Origin of the sequence: Chryseobacterium sp. FP211-J200, from assembly GCF_001643375.1 — a bacterium.
GTDB classification, from domain to species: domain Bacteria; phylum Bacteroidota; class Bacteroidia; order Flavobacteriales; family Weeksellaceae; genus Epilithonimonas; species Epilithonimonas ginsengisoli.
On the sequence record NZ_LSHB01000027.1, the window covers coordinates 1 to 20,376 of the forward strand.

The window sequence follows — 20,376 nt, forward strand, 5'->3', positions numbered from 1 at the left end:
TATAATGCACTACGGGTTAAGTATTAATTTGACATTATCAAACCTCATCTTCCAAATGCAAAATTTGAAATCCTATTTTTAGACGCTCCTAAATCCTGTTGGGATAAGACTTCTTGCTATTATTCATACAAACATTCCGGTTTAGTTAAAAAGATTTAATTTTTTAAAGAAGTAATGTAAAACGATAATTTAGTTAGACTAAAATTGCTCAAAAGTTTACTCAATTAAAAAACTAAATATTTACAATTAGTCGATAAATCGCTAATAATGTCTTAAATTATTGTGGGATCCTAAACAACTGCAAATTGCAATTTCTTCCTATGGTCGAAAACGCTTTTTTGCCAAGGCGGAGCAAGCACATTTCAAAATCATTGCCTTGTCAATTCCGTGTCTGTTTTTGAAAAGAGCTTGCGGATTTATTTTTTTATTGGTCTTTTTAATTTCAAAATATTATTAAGAAATTCCTATCACAGAATTGCTTCGTTGTTTTAAGGAATATGACCTTATTTATAAACAGAACAATTTCTACATCATCGATCAAAACCTGTGTAAATCTACCGTATTAATTTGCTAAGGTGTGTAAAATAACTACAAGTAATCATAAAACCTGTGGAAAATGAATACAAGTTATGATGATATATAGAATGCTACTATATTCTAAAGGATGAGTAAAATAGCTACAGGTCGATGGATGCAACTGTGCAAGATATTACACGTATCATTTTAACCTGTGTAAAATAGATACAGCTACGAGAATTTGTTCGACTGTTTTGCTTTTTATCTTTTAAAGCATCTTTTTTTATGTAATAAATGTTACTCCATCGGCATTTTTAAACCTGTGAAATTTGCATACTTTATTTTGCAAGATGTGTCTTTGTATATACAAACTTTTCAAGTTTTATATCCAAAGACGATCTTGCCTTTTTTTCAAAAAGGGGAAAAAACTGCGGAACTTGTTTTTTTGTTTTTCATTAAATTTTGGTATAAGAATCCAAATTAATTCATATTATTCTTTTTTAATCCCCGGTAGTTTCTAGACTAATCCAAATTACTTCTATTCAGCCTAAACCCCTTGAATACTATTGTTTTAGAAGGTTTTAACACCCAATTTTGTCACAGAATTTTTAATCAAAATACTAATGAAAAAATTGAGTCATCTTCTACTAGCATTAATAGTAGTATCAATCCAAGGGCAGGTCGGTATCAATACCCAAAATCCGGAAGCGACTTTAGAAGTGGTAGGAAAACCAAATGATGCCAATCATTATGACGGAATTATTCCTCCACGAATTACAGGAAACCAACTCGCTGCAAAAACATATTCATCTGCAAAAAAAGGAGCTGTCGTCTTTGTAACATCTCCGGCCACTAATTTATCAGCCCAGGTAGTTAATATCACAAAATCCGGATTGTATTATTTTGATGGTGATCTATGGAAGTCCTTCTTACAAGAAGACACGTTAAATACAGTCGCACTCAGGGGCCACACTTCTACAACTGAACTTGTTGTCAAGAACAATCTGCATCTTAATTTTGATGAGAAAGAAAATTACATATTAGGAAGTTCTAGGAGTCCGATCACCGGTGACTACAATTCTATTAATGCTTCAGATTCAAATATAACGTCGGGAAAGGGAAATTCAGCAAATTCCTATGCAATGTCTCAAGGGGAAGTTACAGGTAAACTTAACTACGGTGCAGGCGTTTCGGCATTGAATGGTATTGCAAACGGAATAATCTCAGGAAGTAGAAATGTTGGAATTGGACCGGGTGCTATGTCCTACATCACTTCAGGAAACGACAATATATCAATTGGCTATCTATCAGGTACGGGAAATCGTACAGGATCTAACAATATTTTTATTGGTATTGGTGCAGGCAGTCCAGCCACAGGAAACAGAAGTGTAAGTAATAAACTTGCTATACATTCAACCCCCGTTACAACAAGTTCAACCAGCTTTTGGGATAGTATCACGAACAATTATACGGATTACAGATTTGCTTTGATTTCGGGGGATTTTTCTGAGAGATGGTTAAATATCAATGGCAAGCTAAGCGTTACACCTTCCCAAATGCCCAATGCAGACGGAGATTCATCCTATACAAAAAAAGTAGTTACCAAAGCTGATGGCTCATTTGGTTTTGCAACAGAGACAGTTCCTAACCCTCCCTCGACCGGAACGTATATTCTGAAAAGTGTGAATGGAGTAGCGAGTTGGGTAATACCGTAAGATCAATGTAATAAAAGACTTCTACCAAGCATTTCATAATCTAAAAAAACAGAACAATGACAATCTATTTCAAACTCATTATCCTGGTTATTTGTATGTCTCTCTCATCCTGTAAATCTATTATTGCCAATCCGGGCAAGCCATTAGAAGATAATTCTTTAGAATTAAATCAGAAATACGAAATTCAAGATTTCACTGCAAAAATTAATAAAATAAAAATTACATCAGTTGATGGTAAAAATATTTATGGCATTTCCAAAAAAGGAGATTTTATATCAATTGATAAACAACAAATCAGGGAAGTGAAAAAAGTAAAAGTCGTCAGTTCCATTGTTGTGGGTATTATGGCAATTGCAGCGGTCATATTTGTTCCAATATAAAAAACAACATTTAGAAAATCAAATTTGAATTTGAAAGATGAATACTGATGAAGCAAAAGATGAAGTGATTTTGTTCAGGATCAAGAGTCAAAAAAAGAAATATTGGAAAATGATATGTTCCAAAAAACGAATTTCATTGACCAGTTTAATAATCGATTCTGTTGAGAACAGGATTTTAAATGATGAGAGGAGAGAAATATTGGAGTTCATGGAAAAGCAGGATAACATCTTTGGGAAAATTGAAAATAATATCAATCAGGTTGCAAAAATAGCAAATGGTCAGAAGTTTATCAGCGAAAGTGAACTCAGCAATTTTTCAGATAAGTTATCAGAGATCATCATTCTGAAAAAAGAACAGAACGAAATCTTTACAAAAATCTATGCAAGGCTATCAAGATGATTGTTAAGATTATGAATCCGGCAGGTGTCAGTTTTCACGCAGTTAATTATAACGACAAGAAAATAGATTACGGAACCGGAGAATTAATGCTGATGAAAAATTTTCCTTCATTTATCAACGAATCAAGCAGTAAAGTAGAAGTAAAAAATTATTTGAGAGCTATTTCGATCGGGAATAAAAAAATATTGAAGCCTCAATTTCACGCGATGCTCTCTACAAAATTTCAAGGACATTCGAAGGAAGAACTGACTAAGATTGCGGATAGTTTTATGGACAAGATGAAATATGGCGAACAGCCATTCATTGTGGTTTTTCATAAGGATACAGATAATAATCACGTACACATAGTTTCTACCAGGGTTGATAAACAGACAGGCAAGAAGATCAATGACAGTTATGAAAAGCTTAAAGCACAAAAAGCATTAAGCGTAACAATGGAAAAATTGTATGGCCAGAAACCGGAAGAAGAACTGGAAAGACTGCTGAACTACAAAATAAGTTCGCTCAGTCAGTTGGAAACTTTACTAGGCAGAAATGGTTACAAGATAGGCAAAAACACAAGTGATGAAAATTTTTTAAACATTTTAAAAAACGGAGTACCCCAAAAATCTATTAGAGGGGATCAGATTGTTTTTGATAACAGCAAAAATGATAAAAGGGCAAAACAGATCAAAGCAATAATAAGCAAATACAAAGAATTGTATTCTTCCAAGGTTTTTAAAGTTGTAGATGATAGAAAAAATGAATCAATGCTTCCAAAAGAAAAATCGGAAAGAAAAAGAGGTAAGGATTCTGAAGTAAAAATCACCTATGAAAGTGAAATTCAAAAAAAGCTGAGGGATGTTTTCGGGATCGATATGGTTTTTCATCATAAAGAAGATAAAAATCCTTTTGGGTACACTTTAATCGACCACAAAACAGGAAAAGTATATAAAGGAAGTGACATTCTGAAAATGAATGAAGTATTTGAATTTACTTCTTACAAGCTAGATAAGAAGACTTTTGAAATACTCAAGGATTATAATATTCGCAGCCAAGAAACAAAAAAGCTCCTGATTGAATTTTTTAATAAGAATAATCCGGAAACAAAAATCAAGGACTTTATGCTTTTTGAAAACAGAGGGAAGAAAGATTTGGAAACCTATCGAAAAGTTCAGTTTGAAGTCAAGGATTTCATTAAAAATAAAAAAAACACAAATGATGAAAAAAATATTTCAATTACCAAAGGCGAGGACAGAAAGCTGTATGCGGTTCATACGCGGTTCCATTATATCGGAGAGCTACAATCATTAATTGGAGAAAAGGAATATCAAAAATTGCAGAATCCGATACAAGCAAATGAAAACCGAACTGAAAATAATGAAAGGAACGAACTAAGCAAAGCTGTAAACGAACTGTTATTTGAATTATTGAAAAGTTCAGGAACGGCAAAAGACCCTGCCGAAAATGAACTCAAGAAAAGACGCAAAAAAAGACGATAATATTGATGGTTGCCGGTTGATGGAAAAATCATCTTCAGTCCAACAACAATCAGATAAAAAAATCAACTAAGCCCAATGATCATAACGTTTGCCACACAAAAAGGAGGAACCGGAAAAACGACATTAGCCATCGCTTTTGCCAATTACATTTCGGCAATTTCGGAAAGAAAACTGAATGTTTTCGATTTTGATTATCAGAAATCATTTTACTACAAATGGAAAGATGATGAATTATCGGAAAGTCCGAAGTTGTATGAGGTAGAAATTATTGGCGATGATGACCAACAGCCATTTGCAGACTTTGAGACACTCATTAATTTAAAAGATAGCGATGAGATAAACCTGTTCGACTTGGCGGGAACACTCGATGCAAAATACAGCGATCTGTTAATATACAGCGATTTTATCGTGATCCCGTTTGAATATTCAGATGTTTCAGTCAAGTCCACCTTGGTCTTTATCAATATGCTGGGACTATTGGAAAGTGAGGCTGAAAGAGTATTTATCCGTTCCAAATATGATAAAGGCTACAAGTATCTGAATCAGGAAGGAATGGACGTTGAGCTGAAAAAATTCGGAATGCTATTGGAAAATCCGGTATTCAAAAAGAATTGCCTGCAAAAGATTGATACCAGAAAGCTGACCTATGAACAAAAATACGGGGTAAGAAGATCTTTCGATGAATTTATAGAATATATTAATCAAACATTGAGGATTACCCTTTGAAATAAAAAATAGACCTAAGTATTAATCTCTATAATTTCTGAAAATATGATAAAAATATCACTTTGCATACTGGCTGTTTATCTGATTTATTATGCAGGTAATATCTTATATGACCTGTTTCTCAAAAAAGAAAGAGAAACTTATAAAGAAGAGACGGAGGAATTTTCATTGTCCGAAATTTCCGAACAGTATGAAGCTTCTGCTATGAATATTGGGATTGAAGATGTAGAAAATCTCAACACTCCCAAATCCTTTAATAAAAATCCAATTCGTTTCGATAAAATTGAAGGAAAAAATGAAAGACCAGATTTGGAGTATCTAAGGGAAAAATTTGAATCTGAGCAAGATCTGGATGAACCTGTGGAAAATAAAACTGAAAATACAAAAGATTTTCCTTCAAAGAACGAAGATATTCAAAGTTCTGTTCAAATGGAATCTGCTTCCTCCATTCAGAAATCAAATAAAGACAAATGGCATCAAATGCTTAATCTGGCAGAAACCAGTGTGCAGCTCATTGCCAACAATGATGGATACAAAACGTACCAATCCACTATGTAGTCCTAAATTACTGAAATAATTTAATGTACTTATAAACAACGATTTAAAATTTCGATACAGCCTAAGCTATGTCTAAAATTCAACAACCAATCCATTTTTTCACCTATTAAAATCTCTTTATTTATGAATCAAAAATTCAAAAAACAACGTGTGATGAAAAAAGCTATAACTGCTTTTCTCATAGTCCTGGCAGTAACTCCTGCTTTTGCCCAGGGAGGTGCCACAGCAATCTCCAACGCAGCAAGTGATATCACGGATTATTGGGATCCGGTCAAGCTGATCCTGAAAGCAGTGGGAGGATTGGTAGGTTTCATTGGAGGTCTTCGAGTGTATAACAAATGGACGAATGGCGACCAGGATGTCAATAAAGAGATTCTTGGTTATGGAGGTGCAATGATCTTCCTGCTTGTAGTTCCGGAATTCGTAACAGCATTCTTTGCCTAATATGGGATTTTATCTTTACAAGGGGCTTAAAAAACCCCTTGTGTTTTTCGGACTAAAAGGGAAATACATCTTGTACGCCGTCGGAGTCATCGGAGGTGGAGTCATTGCATCATTAATACTTTCAAAGTTCGGTCTCTTAGGTTCTTTACTAGGTCTTGCAATCACTGCGGGAGGTGTTTATTTCATCTTCAAAAGACAGGACAAATATGGTCTGTATGACAAAACCAAAAACTTCGATCAGATTTTAATTTTTCCAAAAAGGTTAGACAGTAATAAACTTTTAAAGAATGGCAACAACAAAGAAACAGGCATTTAGCATTCCTTTTATCGGCTATGATTATGGAAAGGATTTCAATTGGGATTTTGATGTTCTTTTCGGACAGTATGGGAATCCTATTATCGGGATCAAGATAAAAAATATTGTAGAACAGTATTCTGCAGACCCGGATAGCTATCTCAACTTCCACACGGTTTTAAATCAGGTGGTATCGATAATTGGAGAGGGGAGAATTGTTCAGAAGCTTGATATTTTCTCCAAGAAAAAATACAGTGCAGAGCAATCCAACCAGTTTCTGCAACAGAAATATTCGGAACATTTTGACGGCAGGCTTTTCAAAACCATTGAAACAGTTCTGTTTTTTACCGATATCATCGATGATAAGCTGAAAAGGAAAATGAAGCATTATCATTTTTCGGATAAAAGCTATAAGGAATTAAGGGACAAATGCCAGAAAGTATTGATGCTTTTGAAACAGAATAATTTTGAACCTGAGTTTTTATTTGAGAAAGATTTCGAATACTACATTTCCGGAGTTTTGTCGATGCAGTTTACCGAATCTCCAACATTTGATAATATAAAAAGCAACAACGAATTTTTGCAAATAGGAAACAGGTTTGTTAAAAACATCTCTTACGTGGATGTAGAAAACATTGATCTGCCTTCAGAAATAGAACCGTATTCCTTTCTGGGAGGTAATGGTGCAGCTGCTGAAACAGCAGTAGACAATTTTAGTTTTATCAATGAACTGGAAGACTACGAAACTATTGTCTACAATCAGATCATTTCCATTCCGCTTCAGGCACAACAGCAAAGGGAACTTGACAAAAAAAAGAAGAAACACGAAGGTGCAGCTAATAATTCTCCGTCCAACGCCATTATAGCAGATGAAATTCAGACACTGCTTCACAACATTGCAACCGATGGACAGCTCGTCGTCAATGCTCATTTTTCCATCCTTTTTTCAGCAGAAACTCTGGAGAAAATGGAAAATATTCAGTCGATGATAGAAAATAAACTGTTCACAAAAGGAATCATTGTTTCTAAAAATGCCTACAACCAATTGGAACTTTGGCGATCAGCCATTCCTGGAAATGGAACAGAACTCAGGGAATACGATTTATTTATGACGACAAGCGAAGCGGCCTTGTGTTTTTTTTTTAAAGAAAGTTACCCCGTCAATGAAGAATCCAATTTCTACCTGAGATTTACGGATAGACAAGGCGTTCCGCTAAAAGTAGATCCTTCGGATTTACCGATGAAAACAGGAAGAATTAATAACAGAAATAAGTTTGTTTTAGGACCCAGCGGATCAGGCAAGTCATTCCTGATGAACAATATTATCGAGCAGTATTTGACTTACAATTATGATGTAGTGATTGTTGATACCGGGGATTCCTACTCAGGAACGTGCAAATATAAGGAAGGAAGATACATCCAATACACAGAAGAGAAACCAATCACGATGAATCCCTTTTTGATGGATAAGAAAGAATTTAATATTGAAAAAATAGAATTTTTAACCAACCTGATTTTCCTGATCTGGCAAGGTCCGGATTCTTCAATGTCTTCCGCACAAAAATCCATTTTAGATAATGTGTTGATGTCATATTACCATCAGTATTTCAACTCGGGAAAGCCGTGGTACGAAAATAAAACTTCTGAAGAACTCATTTTATATCTGGGTAAGTATAACATTCACGAAGATGATCTTTTTTCTGAATATGAAAACGAAGCCAAAGGACAGCATACTTACTATGATATTTTGGGAATTACTTTCGATGCCAGTTCCGATGAAATAAAAGAAGCGGGAAGAAAATTGTTGAAATTTTATCATCCCGATAAGAATATCAATAATCCGGAATATGAAAGTGAGAATTTCTATAAAGTGTATGAAGCGTATGACACGCTGAACGATGAAGAAAGAAGAAAAATATACAATGAGACACAGGTGATTCTTATAAAATCCAATGACATCATCAGGCAACCAAGATCAGCTGCAGACTGGAATGAATCCTTTAGAAAAGCCATTATCAGAAAAATAAAAGAACTAGAAGAAAAGCTGGTGGTAACAGAACTTTCGTTCAATGGCTTTTATGATTATTGCGATCAATTTCTTCCGATTTACCTGAATAATAAAAAACACAATATCAAAGAAAAGGAATTCAATCTGCGTACTTTTTTGTTTGTCCTGAAAGATTTTTACAAAGGCGGAAGGTACGGAACGACTTTAAATGAAAGCGCAGACAATACGCTATTCGACGAATCATTCATCGTCTTTGAAATTGATAATGTAAAGGACAATCCGAAACTGTTTCCGATTGTCACACTCATTATTATGGACACTTTTATTCAGAAAATGCGCCTTAGAAAAGACCGTAGAAAAGCCTTAATAATTGAAGAGGCTTGGAAGGCTATCGCAAGTAAACTGATGGGAGGCTACATCCTTTATTTATATAAAACGGTGAGGAAATTTTGGGGAGAAGCAGTAGTGGTAACGCAGGAACTGGATGATATTATTGGCAATGCTGTCGTAAAAGACAGTATCATCAACAACTCGGATACATTCATTTTGCTTGACCAAACCAAATTCAAAGACAACTTTGATAAAATCGCATCATTGCTTTCTCTCAATAAAGTAGAGCAAAACAAGATTTTTACCATCAACAATCTCAACAACAAATTCGGGCGCAGCCGATTCAAAGAATTTTACTTAAAACGAGGTTCAAAAGGAGAGGTGTATGGAAATGAGGTTTCATTGGAGCAATATCTAACCTATACCACAGAAAAACCAGAAAAGTCAGCAGTGGAGTATTACGTACATCAATATGGCGACTATGATGAAGCATTGCGCAGAATAGTTGGTGATCTCAAAACCTTCGGAGACAGTCTGGAAAACTTGGTATCACTGGTGAACCTATATCAAAATCCATTGGATGATAAAATCAATTCTTTCTACAGAAGAATGAAAAAAGAACACAAAGGGAAGAATGTTTTTAAAATCATCTCACAGGAATTAGAAGACCGAAATATCAGTTTTTCAGAATTAATCAATAAGCAACAATATGAAAAAGTATAGCATTTTATTTTTATTTTTTGGAAGTTTTCTTTATTCGCAAAACACTTACATTGATCCAACGGTAACGGCTGCGATGATTTTTTATTCTGAAAATCTAAAAGCTAAACAGAATGAAGTCATTGAGGAAACTTCAAAATTAAAGGACGCACAGACCTGGGTGGGAACTCAAATGGTAGCAGCCAATGACATCCAAAATAAAATTCTGAAGGGTTTAAAAGAGGTTTCCGGCACATTGCAAAATGGAATTCAGGCACAGGAGATCTACACTGAACTTAATAAATGCTACAATTATTCATCACAAGTGGTACAACTAGCATCAGAACATCCTGAGTATGCCATTTTTGGGGTGAAAGCTTCACAAAAAACGTATGAGCAAAGTCTGAAAATAGTGACCGACGTTTCTGATATTCTAGCCTCCGGAGAGCTGAATCTGGCTACTGCAGGAGACCGATATAAAATTTTGCATAATATTTCCGGTAATGTGAAAAATCTGAAGCTTTGGCTTTTAGCAATCAAACTGCGATTAGAAAAAGCAAACCGATTAGGATTCTGGAATTCTATTAATCCATTTGCAGGGTACATCAATACCGATAAAGGGATTGTTGAAAACATAATGAACAGGTACAAACGGAATTTTTAATTTTTTCTATTATGAAAAAAAGAATTCTTTTCAGCCTATTTATTCCCGCTGTTTATTTTGTGTTGACATCCTCCGGTGGTGGCTCTACACCAGCTTGGCAACAGGAAAATGTTTCCTTTCCGATGATGGATATAGAGATCAATGCCACGATGAAAGAACACGACAGGCAAAAAGAAATGCGACAAAAACAAACAGCAAATGCTACCGTAGAAACTGCCAACAGAGCCCAATGGAACCAGTTCAAAGATAAGATTACCAAAGTTCAGGACAGATTGCGAATTGTTTCATTTGCCATTCAAGCTATACCAACCGGAATTACAATGAGCAGGGAAATAACGAAGATAACAAACAATCAGACCGCCACTATCAATGAGATAAACGATGCTCCTTATTCCATTATAGCTGTTTTGCCTTCTCAGGTTCAGTTTGTTGATGATCTGCAAATGGTAACACGGCTTGTAACCGGGATCATTTTGTCTTACGGAGCCATTAACCAAATGGAAAAATCAGAACGTAAAGTGTTATTAGAATATGCTTTGGGCGAAGTAAAAACATTGAGCAGGAATTCCACGCATATGCTTTTGAAGATAAGGGATATTAAAGCCAAGATAAAACGCAACAAAAGAGCCTTTCAATATTATGTCAACAGAGATAAGCAAGTGGTTGAGAACATAATGAGTCACATCAAATCCTTTTAGAAATGAAGAAATTAATGACCATTGGAATTGTGGTATTTTCAGGAATCACTGTTAATAGCCAGCAAATAGTTATCAACGACAAACTTCTGTCACAAATTACCGTAAACCACGGCGTCCGATTAGGAAGTGAGCAAACTTTTCTGGATTCATATAAAAAGCAAAAAGAACTGTATGATGATGTCAACAATAAAATTACGCAGATCATAGCCATCCAGGAGTATATCTATCAGCAGTTGAAGAATGTGAATTCAGCCCTGACCCAGAGTAAAAAACTCATTTATCTCTATCAGTATTTGGGTAAAATAGTGACGAACTCCAATAAGATGCTGGATCTATCCACACAGCATCCTGAATATTCTGTACTCATTTCAAAATATTATGTTGAAATCGGGAAGCAGACGATGAAGCTTCAACAAGAAGTTACCCAGGACATTCTCAATGAAGACAAAGATTTTTTGATGGATGCAATGGATAGGGAAATGCTTATTGAAAAGATATTTACCCGTGTCAGAAACATCAACGGAAATATTCTGTACATCAATCTACGATTGGAGAATGCCAAGAAAATCCCTTATCTGTATCAGGTTCCGGTTCTCCGTAATTACATCAATATTGACAGAGCCATTGTCGGAGACATTATCACAAAATACCACTACATCTTTAATTAAAAATTATGGAAAATCTACTGAGGAAAATAAGCTTATTTCAGTTCCTCTTGCTTGCAACCACTGTGTTTGGACAATTAAGTGTAAAGAGATTGAATGACCCTTCCATTGTTGCCCAGCATAAAAGAATGGTCTTTCAAGATTGGGGAGATTGGAGACCCTACCCAAAATATTTTTTAGGCATTCAAACCAATTTCGCCTACGCTACGGTTTGGGGAATGTGGGCTCCGAAAATTAACAGGGATTATAAAGATGGCGAAGACATCAGACCATTAAAACCTTCAGGCGTGCAAAATCAAAGATTCGCTCAATTAAAATTTCAGGAGGAAGAAGCTAAAAAAATAAAAGCAGCTTCAGACACTATTCATAAAAGAAGTGTTCAGGATTTTGCCCATTGGACTTCTGCTACTGTTGATGCAGACCCTCTATGGTTATTGTATTACAAACGAATGCTAAAACCAATTACCGAATTCTCCGATACACCTCAAAATTTTCAAGAATGGCGACTGAAAGACCAACAAACGTTTGAAACACTCAGCTCAACAGGCACCATAAGAAGACTTCAGGAAGAATTGGATCTCATCAAAGAAAAATATTCAATGTCGAGAAGTATGGATATGCCAAGGGGAAAACGATTCATTATGTACCACGAAACCCTTATCAAATGGAGAAAATTTGTAACGGAATTAAGGAAGCACAATAATAAGACAACACTTCTTACAGATTATAAAAATATTTTGAAAAACCATTCAAATTATGCCTTACCACCGGGATGGATACCTGCTTCAGACCAGCAGATCGTTCACAATGTGATGAGCCAATATAAACACCGATATTAAAAATGAATAAAACGATAACCGTAACTTTTTGCGTATTCGCAATTCTACTGCCTGTCATGGGTTTCGCCCAAACAGACGACGATTACAGTAATCTACTCCAATTTTTAAAAGGAGATGGCGCCTTTGAAAAATGGTTTATGGAGGTTTTTACCAAATTAGATAATAGTGTACAAGATAGCGCAGCAGGATCTGCTTTGATAGGAAAAGCGATAGGCGGATTAGGCGCTCTTATGTACCTCGGATATATGGGTTGGCAAATGGCAGCAGGAGATAGAGAATGGGAAATCACCCCAATGCTGAAACCAATTCTTATCGGATTTACACTTGTTTATTGGAGCGGATTTGTCAATATGATTCAAGCGCCATTTGAGGCGATTGCCGAACCCGGAATATCAATTTTCAGTGAGATCGAATCAGAAGTCAATGATTTGCGGGTCGAGAGATTTAAAAAGCAACAGCAATTATTAGATGCCGTTATAAAGCTGAAAGCGGAAGAAGATGCCAAACAGGAAGTTATTGAAAATACTACTGAAGATGCAGATGATTCATGGTTTGATATCAGTGAGGGATTGGATAAACTCATTCAGCCCATAAAAGAATGGCAGATAAGAATGGAATTCCAAATGCAGAAATTAGTGGCAGAACTCATTGAGTTTGTTTGTCTTTCCGTTCTGAGGATTTGTGTTTATCTCATTTTCTTCATTCAAAAAATATGGGCTTACATCCTGATTATTTTAGGCCCGATAGCCGTTGGGATGGCTCTTGTACCTGGATTTGAAAGCTCTTTATATAGCTGGGTGTCTAAGTTCATCAATATTAACTTGTACACTTTTGTTGCCTACACCATCATCAACATTGGTCAGCAATTAATTGCTTCAGGGTATACAATGGAGATAGAAAGGTACGATACGCTTTTATCCAACGGAACCATTACCAACTTAGACGCTTTGATGGTCTATGTGAGTAATTCGGGAATGATCTACAATCAGCTGTTTACGTGTGTTGCCTATGTGGTTACAGGAATCGGAGTTTTAATGACTCCAACTATTGCAGACAGTATTGTTTCTGCGGGAGGAGCAGGATCAATGACCAAAATGAAAAATGCAGCAGGAAAAATAGCAAGCAGTGCCAAAACAGCAATATTGGCGGCTAAAACAGGAGGAGCTTCTGTCGCAGCGAGTGCAGCAGCAGGCTCAGCTTCGGGAAGAGTTAAGGAAGCGATGAAAAACGGAAAATAATCTCAAAAATTACCATAAATGCTTATTAAAAACATAGAACAAAGAATTAAAATCAACAAGGTCATTTCAATCTCAACCATTGCCTTTGCTGTTTTCATTGTCATTGCAGGATTTTTCTTTGCGTACAGAATGATCGAGGATTCCAGAAGATCCATTTACATTTTAGATAATGGGGTTCCGGTTCTTGCCAAGCAAACGGACGTACTTCTCAACCGACCTGTTGAATACAAAGCGCAGATAGAACTTTTCCACAGACTGTTTTTCACACTCGCTCCAGATGATACCTATATCAAGGATAATATTCAAAAGTCATTATATCTCATTGATGACAGCGGGAAAAAAGAATATACCAACTTAAAGGAAAAAGGTTTTTACAATCAGATCATCGCGTCCAGTTCGATGGTCAGTATCCATACCGATTCTATTGCACTCAATATGGAACAGAAGAAATTTAGCTTTTTCGGAAAACAGATGATCACAAGAAAATCTTCTGTCATTACCAGAATGCTCATCACCGAAGGTTTCTTTGAAGACATCATTCGGAGCCCTAATAATCCTCACGGCGTGATTCTTAAAAACTGGCGAATCATCAATAACGAAGAACTATCCAATCAAAATAAAAACTCTTACTAAAAATGGAAACTACATTTAAAAAAAAAGGTCAGAAATGGCTGCAGTGGGCAGTTCAAAATCCGAAGAAATTCTTCACGTATTCAATGATTCTACTGTCGGTTTCATTTATAGGGTCTCTCATTCAAGGTATCTTTTTCCCTTCCGAAACGGCTTTCAAAATAAGGCCTCCGGTTCTCTATTCTAAGAGTAAGATGAGTCAAAATCCACCTGTGAACAATGATAAAGAGATGGAGAAAATTGTGAACGAACTGAAAACTTTAAAAGAAAAAAGAGACCAAAACGCTCTTGAAAAAGAAGACAGCTTACGAATTGACTATCTGTTCAACCAATACCAAAAATTAAAAAATGGCCGGTAGCACCGGAGGCAGTTTATACAAAAATCAAAAATAAATGAAAAAAATAAATTTTAAAGAAAAAAAATATGTTTTGCCACTATTGGCTTTGCCATTTCTTTTTCTTTTCGGCTATGTAGGAGCGCAGTTTGTCAAAGAGGACACTTCTGAAAAAGACAAGCCAAAAGAATTATCTCTTTCACTGGGTGATACGCAGGATTCTATTATGAGCAAAAATGATGCTTATGATGCTTTCTTCAAAAAAGAGGATAACAGAACAATGCTCGGTGGATTGGACAAAGAAGAGGATAGTTTATTGAACTATGATGACCAGTTGTCATTAGCGCAAAAAAGAAAAATAGATTCACTAAAAGCAGTCAATAGCAGACAAAACGGATACCAGGCAAAAGGAAATCAATCCTCCTATTACAAACCAAATCAATCACAAAGGGACGATAAAGATTACAACAGGTCTTCGGAAATCATCAAAATGCTAAATGACAAATCCTACGGAAACCAGGAAGATAAATACGCTGATACACCTAAAGAAAAGACACAAAGTGTCCAACCAGACCCTGTAAAATATCTGAAAGAACAAATGCTCGTGATGGATTCTTTAGAAAAATCCCGTGATCCTGAGTACCAAAGTAAACTCGCAGCAGAACAAAAACTGAAGTCCAATAAAGAGAAAATGGAAGATTTTCTTAATTCAACTTTCAATGTGAGCAAATCCGGAATCAATAGTGGTTTCAATGCTTTCTATAAGGAGAAAGAAAACAGCTTTATCAAAGCGGTCATTGACGAAAACAACAAAGGCTTTCTTGGAAGCAGGATCAGATTTCGATTGTTGGAAGACATCTTTGTTGGAAACAAAAAGATTGGCAAAGGTTCTATACTATATGGTCAAATTTCGGGATTTTCAATGCAAAGAGTCAATCTCAATATTGTTTCGGTCTTTACAAAAGGAGAGATCTATCCGGTCAATCTATCCATTTACGATGTTGACGGGATGAAAGGATTGTACGTTCCACAAAGTGTTTTTAGAGATATGATGCGGGAAATGGGTAGCAACTCAGTTCAAGGAACACAGATGGATATGGGCGGAAAAGGATTTTTTTCAAGTATTGGAAGCAGCCTTTTTACATCAACATCTAAATCAATCGCCAACCTGATCAAAGAGAACAAAGCAAAATTGAAGTACAATTCTTATGTCTTTTTAATCGACGAAAAACAACTGAAAGATGCAAAAAACCAACAAAAAAAATAAAACAATGAGAACTTTATTATACACCCTTTTACTTTTCGCAGCAAACTTACTGATTGCACAAACGGCAACCAAAGAACAGATTATTTCCGATTTACCGGAGATTGAAATTACGGACGGGATCAACCTGCATATTATCTCACCGGAGCCCATTCAATACGTCGATTTATCAACCGAACAATTAACCGGGGATTTACCGGCTACCAATATTGCCAGGATAAAAATAACCGACCATCCTGATTCTGACGAGAAGGGAAAAATAAAAATACCATCGGTTCTTTTTAATGGAGATAAAATCGGAGTGATAACCGTTGTTGCTCAATCTTTCGTCGCACAGTACAAAGTTGTGTACAAAAACCAGGACAACTTAAATATAATTACCAATATCCATATTCAACCCGAAGCGATGCAACCTGTAGAGTTTGAAAAAATGACATTTTCAAATCTTGAGTTGAGAAAATTTGCAATGGATATTATTCAAAAAAAATCTGAGAAAAATCCAATAAGGGAAGAGAAGAATCTAAAACTCAGTTTTCAGCTGAACAATGTATATGTCATCAGTGACTACATCTTTCTTGATATGACGATTAAAAATAATTCTAATCTAAGCTACGATATTGAGGATTTGAAATTTTCCTTAGAAGACAAGAAAATCCATAAGGCCACCAACAACCAAAGTGTAGATATGACCCCGCTTTTTCAACTGAATCCTCAAACACATTTCAGGAAAAATTTCAGAAATATTTATGTTTTCAAAAAATTCACTTATCCAAGCAGCAAAGTAATGATGATTCGTCTCATTGAAGAACAACTTTCTGGACGAACCATCGAAATGAAAGTCAATTATTCAGATATTCTGAAAGCAGATACTTTCTAAGCCGAAATCCGGCCTTCATCTTAAATAAAAATCAGAACAAAATGCAAGAACAACAACATCAAATCAAGATCTACGGCTTTCTACAAAAAGCTGTATATGCAATCGTCGCATTGGACTGTGCTTCGCTTTTTTATCTGAATGCTGATGTTCCGGTGGTTTCCAATTTGCTAAAAAATTTTTCAAAGCTGAGTTTTATCTATCCACCTATCAATGCCAAATTTGCAACCTTGATTTTGATAGGATTAGTTGCGATTGGAACAAAAGCCAAGAAAAAGAAAGACCTCAATATTGCCACAGAAATTGTTATCCCAATAATTTTAGGATTACTGATGATTTTTTCATCGTTGGTTTGGCAAAATGAAGCAGGAAATACAAAGCTTCCAAAAGTATTTCCCGGTCTTAATCTCTATCAAGTAATTTATGCCGTACTATCTTTCTTAGGAGCCGTAATTCTACAAATAGGAGCAGACAGCATTTCAAAACTGATGCAGCAGAAAATGGGAAAAGACCGATGGAATGTAGAGGAAGAATCTTTCGATCAAAATCAAGAACTGATAACTTCAGACGTCACAATCAACATCCCATACCTGTTCCGTTTCAAAAACAAAAGCAATAAAGGTTGGATGAACATCAATCCTTTTAGAGGAACGATGGTCATCGGAACACCGGGCAGTGGAAAATCGTTCGGAGTCATCAATCCTGCCATAAGACAAATGATTGCAAAAGGTTTCTGTCTCTGCATCTACGATTTTAAATTCCCCGACTTAGCGCAGATTGCATACTATCATTATTTGTTGAAAAAAAGTAAAGAATCTGACTACGATTACGATTTTCACGTCATCAACCTGAATGAAGTTGAAAAATCAAAACGAGTAAATCCGTTTCATAAAAAGTACATCCAAACTTTGGCAGAAGCCCAGGAAATGGCAGAATCAATGGTATCCTCTTTACAAAAAGGAGGTTCAAGTTCAGGAGGAGGCTCTGAAGCTTTCTTTACCCAATCTGCCATCAATTTCCTTTCGTCCTGCATTTACTTTTTTGCAACATTCGAAAATGGTAAATATTCTGATCTGCCACACATTCTTTCCTTCATGAACCGCAGCTACAAAGAGATTTTCGATATTCTTTTTACAAATGAAGAAATTTTCTCTTTGCTTTCGCCCTTCAAAACAGCTTATGATAACAAAGCTTTTGATCAGCTGGAAGGACAGATTGGAACTTTAAAAATATTCCTTTCCCGATTGGCAACTAAAGAAAGTTTTTGGGTGTTTTCGGGAGACGAAGTGGAATTAAAGATAACCGACAGAGATAATCCTTCCATTATTGTTCTGGCTTCAGACCCGGGAACACAGGATATTAATTCTGCATTGTATTCTTCGGTATTAAACAGGACTTTAAGATTGATCAATTCCAAACACAATTTACCGGGAGGAATTATTGCAGACGAATTTCCTACGATTTATATTCATAAAATTGATAACATCGTAGCAACTGCAAGGAGCAATAGGATTGCTGTTTTATTGGGGCTTCAGGAACTTCCACAACTTCGACAATTTTATAAAAAAGAAGTGGCGGACACCATTTCTGCAATTGTTGGAAATATTCTTTCCGGTTCTGCTAGAGACAAAAATACGCTCGATTGGTTAGAGAAACTATTCGGAAAAATCAAACAAAAATCATACTCCCAATCTATTTCACAGCAGGGAACGACCACAAGTATCAATGAAAAAATGGATAATATGATTCCTGCAGGAAAAATTGCGGCTCTGAAAACAGGAGAAATGGTGGGAATGATTGCGCAAGGAGAAGAAAATGATGCTGAGGAATATAAAACGTCCGCAGTCAACGGTAAGATAAATTTAGATATGAAAGCCATTCAGGAAGAAGAGAAAAATTATGTAAAAATACCTTCGTATTACTCTTTTGTAGACAAAAAAGGAAACAACCGCAAAGAAGAAGTACTGATGACCAACTTTAGGAAAATCAATAAAGAAGTAGAACTCATTGTGAACGAAAATATAAAAACTGCATAAAATGAAAAAACGAAGATACACAGTTACTTTGATAGTGCTGTTTTACAGTTGCTTATCATTTGCACAATTCAATACACTTAGAGCAACAGTACCGAAAAAGTCTGAAAATCCAAAAGTATCAGAAAAATCCACTATGGTAGAAGGGATAAAACAAAAAAAGAATAAAAGATCTTGGAAAGAGGTTTTAAACATCACCACAAAATCAGATTTAAAAAATGAAACAGAGGGTTCGACGAAGTGGTTAACGAGTCAGATCGATTCTTTGAAAATGTTGATTAAAGAATATAGCAGTGTAAAAGAATTACGAAGAAATGAGTTTGAAAAACTGAAAGATTCTTTGATGCTTCAAGCAGAGAATAGAGTAGAAGTCACAAAGCAAACATCAAAAAAACAGGAACTTTCTACAACGTATGATTTTGTAGATGAACCGAAAGATTTTTTTTCAAAAATTGTAATGCCGGTTAAAAACAAAATTACAGTTACATCTTCCTATGGGACTAGAACGCATCCTATTTTCGGAACGAGAAAAACACACAATGGTATCGATTTAAAAGCCAGCTTCGAAAATGTGTATTCCGTTTTGGACGGAATTGTTACTGCAACAGGTTGGGACTCAAAGGGGGGTGGAAACTTTATAAAAGTAAAACATTTTGACCGTTTCGAAACCTCGTACCTACATCTCTCAGAGATATATTATCGGGCAGGAGAAAAAGTAAAAGCAGGCTTTATCATTGGGAAAAGCGGAAATTCAGGAAACTCTACAGGTCCACATCTGCATTTTTCTGTAAAAGAATTTGGACAAAACATCAATCCATCTCATTTTTTAAATGACCTCATAAAAGTAAACAATTTAATAGCAAACCATTATGAACACTAATACTTTACCAACAGACGAACTGAAAAAATACGGAATTATCAATGAAGATCTGTCATTCTCTAAGAAACTTAATGCAGATGATATTCAGAAATTTCTGAAGGGATACACCATCGTCGCGGACAACGACAAAAACAGAGCCACTTTTCAGCTTACGGATAATAACACCCAACTGAAGGTCATCTTTTTGGAACGGGATAAAAACCTATCGGAAATAATTAAAAACAGTATGGTCAGAGTTGAGTATGCCAATGTTCAAAAGCTTTTACACAAGCTGTTACCGGTTTTTTCGACTCTTGAAAAGAAAGCTTTCATTTTCGACAAAGAAACCAGCAAAGTTGTTGAGTTTGACTTCATTAAAAATGCAAAGGAAATCACCGCAATTATTGCTGATAAAAAGGATACGGAAGAACTGAATCGTTACAGAACTGAATTGCTAAAAATGAAAAGTTTTCTTTTGGACATGATAAACCAGTATCCTGAAGCAGACAAAGTGATAACGAAAAATCTCACCATCGTTTCCAGAGAGATCAATACCGTGGACAGCATAGCTACGAACCAAAAACAAATTTTCAAAGCAGGTGATTCCGATATTCAGCTGAATGGGAATGCCCCGGACTTGTATCAGAATGCCAATCAAAGAAGAGACGATGACCTGGAGCAAGATGAAGAAGTGGATAAATTAAGAAATTTTAGAAGGTAAATGA

General features: G+C 35.6%; 21 protein-coding genes. All 21 read left to right on the top strand.

All coding sequences use genetic code 11. From position 1 onward, the window contains the following. Positions 1-1,139 precede the first annotated feature (1,139 nt). The 21 genes from AXA65_RS09580 to AXA65_RS09680 all read left to right on the top strand — a co-directional run bounded on the left by AXA65_RS09580 (position 1,140) and on the right by AXA65_RS09680 (position 20,372). Positions 1,140-2,231, top strand: coding sequence for a hypothetical protein (locus tag AXA65_RS09580; RefSeq protein WP_063969894.1), 1,092 nt, complete (start codon positions 1,140-1,142; stop codon positions 2,229-2,231). A 56-nt stretch (positions 2,232-2,287) separates the two neighbouring features. Further along, positions 2,288-2,611, top strand: a complete 324-nt coding sequence (locus AXA65_RS09585) for a bacteriophage spanin2 family protein (protein ID WP_063969895.1) — start codon at positions 2,288-2,290, stop codon at positions 2,609-2,611. 37 nt (positions 2,612-2,648) lie between these two features. Further along, positions 2,649-3,011 carry a hypothetical protein gene (locus AXA65_RS09590; protein ID WP_063969896.1) on the top strand — a complete coding sequence of 121 codons (363 nt, stop codon included), beginning with the start codon at positions 2,649-2,651 and terminating at the stop codon, positions 3,009-3,011. Continuing rightward, a complete protein-coding gene (locus AXA65_RS09595; protein WP_063969897.1) occupies positions 3,008-4,492 on the top strand; it encodes a relaxase/mobilization nuclease domain-containing protein in 1,485 nt (494 codons plus the stop codon). The genes AXA65_RS09590 and AXA65_RS09595 overlap by 4 nt, the downstream gene beginning before the upstream one ends. Positions 4,493-4,567: 75 nt before the next feature. After that, a complete protein-coding gene (locus AXA65_RS09600) occupies positions 4,568-5,218 on the top strand; it encodes a ParA family protein (RefSeq protein ID WP_063969898.1) in 651 nt (216 codons plus the stop codon). Positions 5,219-5,263: 45 nt separating this feature from the next. Further along, positions 5,264-5,776, top strand: coding sequence for a hypothetical protein (locus AXA65_RS09605; RefSeq protein ID WP_063969899.1), 513 nt, complete (start codon positions 5,264-5,266; stop codon positions 5,774-5,776). Positions 5,777-5,899: 123 nt separating this feature from the next. Further along, complete coding sequence (locus tag AXA65_RS09610) at positions 5,900-6,220, top strand: DUF4134 domain-containing protein (RefSeq protein WP_063969900.1); 321 nt, start codon at positions 5,900-5,902, stop codon at positions 6,218-6,220. A 1-nt stretch (position 6,221) separates the two neighbouring features. Next, positions 6,222-6,536 (top strand): DUF4133 domain-containing protein, encoded by a 315-nt coding sequence (locus tag AXA65_RS09615; RefSeq protein WP_063969901.1) that lies wholly within the window; start codon positions 6,222-6,224, stop codon positions 6,534-6,536. Further along, positions 6,508-9,576 carry a TraG family conjugative transposon ATPase gene (locus tag AXA65_RS09620; RefSeq protein WP_063969902.1) on the top strand — a complete coding sequence of 1,023 codons (3,069 nt, stop codon included), beginning with the start codon at positions 6,508-6,510 and terminating at the stop codon, positions 9,574-9,576. Before AXA65_RS09615 ends, AXA65_RS09620 begins: the two co-directional genes overlap by 29 nt. Further along, a complete protein-coding gene (locus tag AXA65_RS09625; RefSeq protein WP_063969903.1) occupies positions 9,563-10,216 on the top strand; it encodes a hypothetical protein in 654 nt (217 codons plus the stop codon). The genes AXA65_RS09620 and AXA65_RS09625 overlap by 14 nt, the downstream gene beginning before the upstream one ends. An 11-nt stretch (positions 10,217-10,227) precedes the next feature. Further along, positions 10,228-10,914, top strand: a complete 687-nt coding sequence (locus AXA65_RS09630; protein WP_063969904.1) for a hypothetical protein — start codon at positions 10,228-10,230, stop codon at positions 10,912-10,914. A 2-nt stretch (positions 10,915-10,916) separates the two neighbouring features. Next, positions 10,917-11,582, top strand: coding sequence for a hypothetical protein (locus AXA65_RS09635; protein WP_063969905.1), 666 nt, complete (start codon positions 10,917-10,919; stop codon positions 11,580-11,582). A 5-nt stretch (positions 11,583-11,587) separates the two neighbouring features. Next, positions 11,588-12,418 (top strand): hypothetical protein, encoded by an 831-nt coding sequence (locus AXA65_RS09640; RefSeq protein WP_063969906.1) that lies wholly within the window; start codon positions 11,588-11,590, stop codon positions 12,416-12,418. 2 nt (positions 12,419-12,420) lie between these two features. Further along, a complete protein-coding gene (locus tag AXA65_RS09645) occupies positions 12,421-13,656 on the top strand; it encodes a hypothetical protein (RefSeq protein WP_063969907.1) in 1,236 nt (411 codons plus the stop codon). 18 nt (positions 13,657-13,674) lie between these two features. Then, positions 13,675-14,289, top strand: a complete 615-nt coding sequence (traK, locus tag AXA65_RS09650; protein ID WP_063969908.1) for a conjugative transposon protein TraK — start codon at positions 13,675-13,677, stop codon at positions 14,287-14,289. 2 nt (positions 14,290-14,291) lie between these two features. Continuing rightward, a complete protein-coding gene (locus AXA65_RS09655; RefSeq protein ID WP_063969909.1) occupies positions 14,292-14,645 on the top strand; it encodes a hypothetical protein in 354 nt (117 codons plus the stop codon). 34 nt (positions 14,646-14,679) lie between these two features. Next, positions 14,680-15,888 (top strand): conjugative transposon protein TraM, encoded by a 1,209-nt coding sequence (traM, locus tag AXA65_RS09660; protein ID WP_063969910.1) that lies wholly within the window; start codon positions 14,680-14,682, stop codon positions 15,886-15,888. 4 nt (positions 15,889-15,892) lie between these two features. Beyond that, positions 15,893-16,762: a DUF4138 domain-containing protein gene (locus tag AXA65_RS09665; protein WP_063969923.1), complete on the top strand. Its 870-nt coding sequence runs from the start codon at positions 15,893-15,895 to the stop codon at positions 16,760-16,762. Between the two features lie 41 nt (positions 16,763-16,803). Continuing rightward, a complete protein-coding gene (locus tag AXA65_RS09670; protein WP_063969911.1) occupies positions 16,804-18,795 on the top strand; it encodes a type IV secretory system conjugative DNA transfer family protein in 1,992 nt (663 codons plus the stop codon). 1 nt (position 18,796) lies between these two features. Next, positions 18,797-19,672 (top strand): M23 family metallopeptidase, encoded by an 876-nt coding sequence (locus AXA65_RS09675; protein ID WP_063969912.1) that lies wholly within the window; start codon positions 18,797-18,799, stop codon positions 19,670-19,672. Then, positions 19,662-20,372 carry a hypothetical protein gene (locus tag AXA65_RS09680; RefSeq protein ID WP_063969913.1) on the top strand — a complete coding sequence of 237 codons (711 nt, stop codon included), beginning with the start codon at positions 19,662-19,664 and terminating at the stop codon, positions 20,370-20,372. The genes AXA65_RS09675 and AXA65_RS09680 overlap by 11 nt, the downstream gene beginning before the upstream one ends. Positions 20,373-20,376 lie beyond the last annotated feature (4 nt).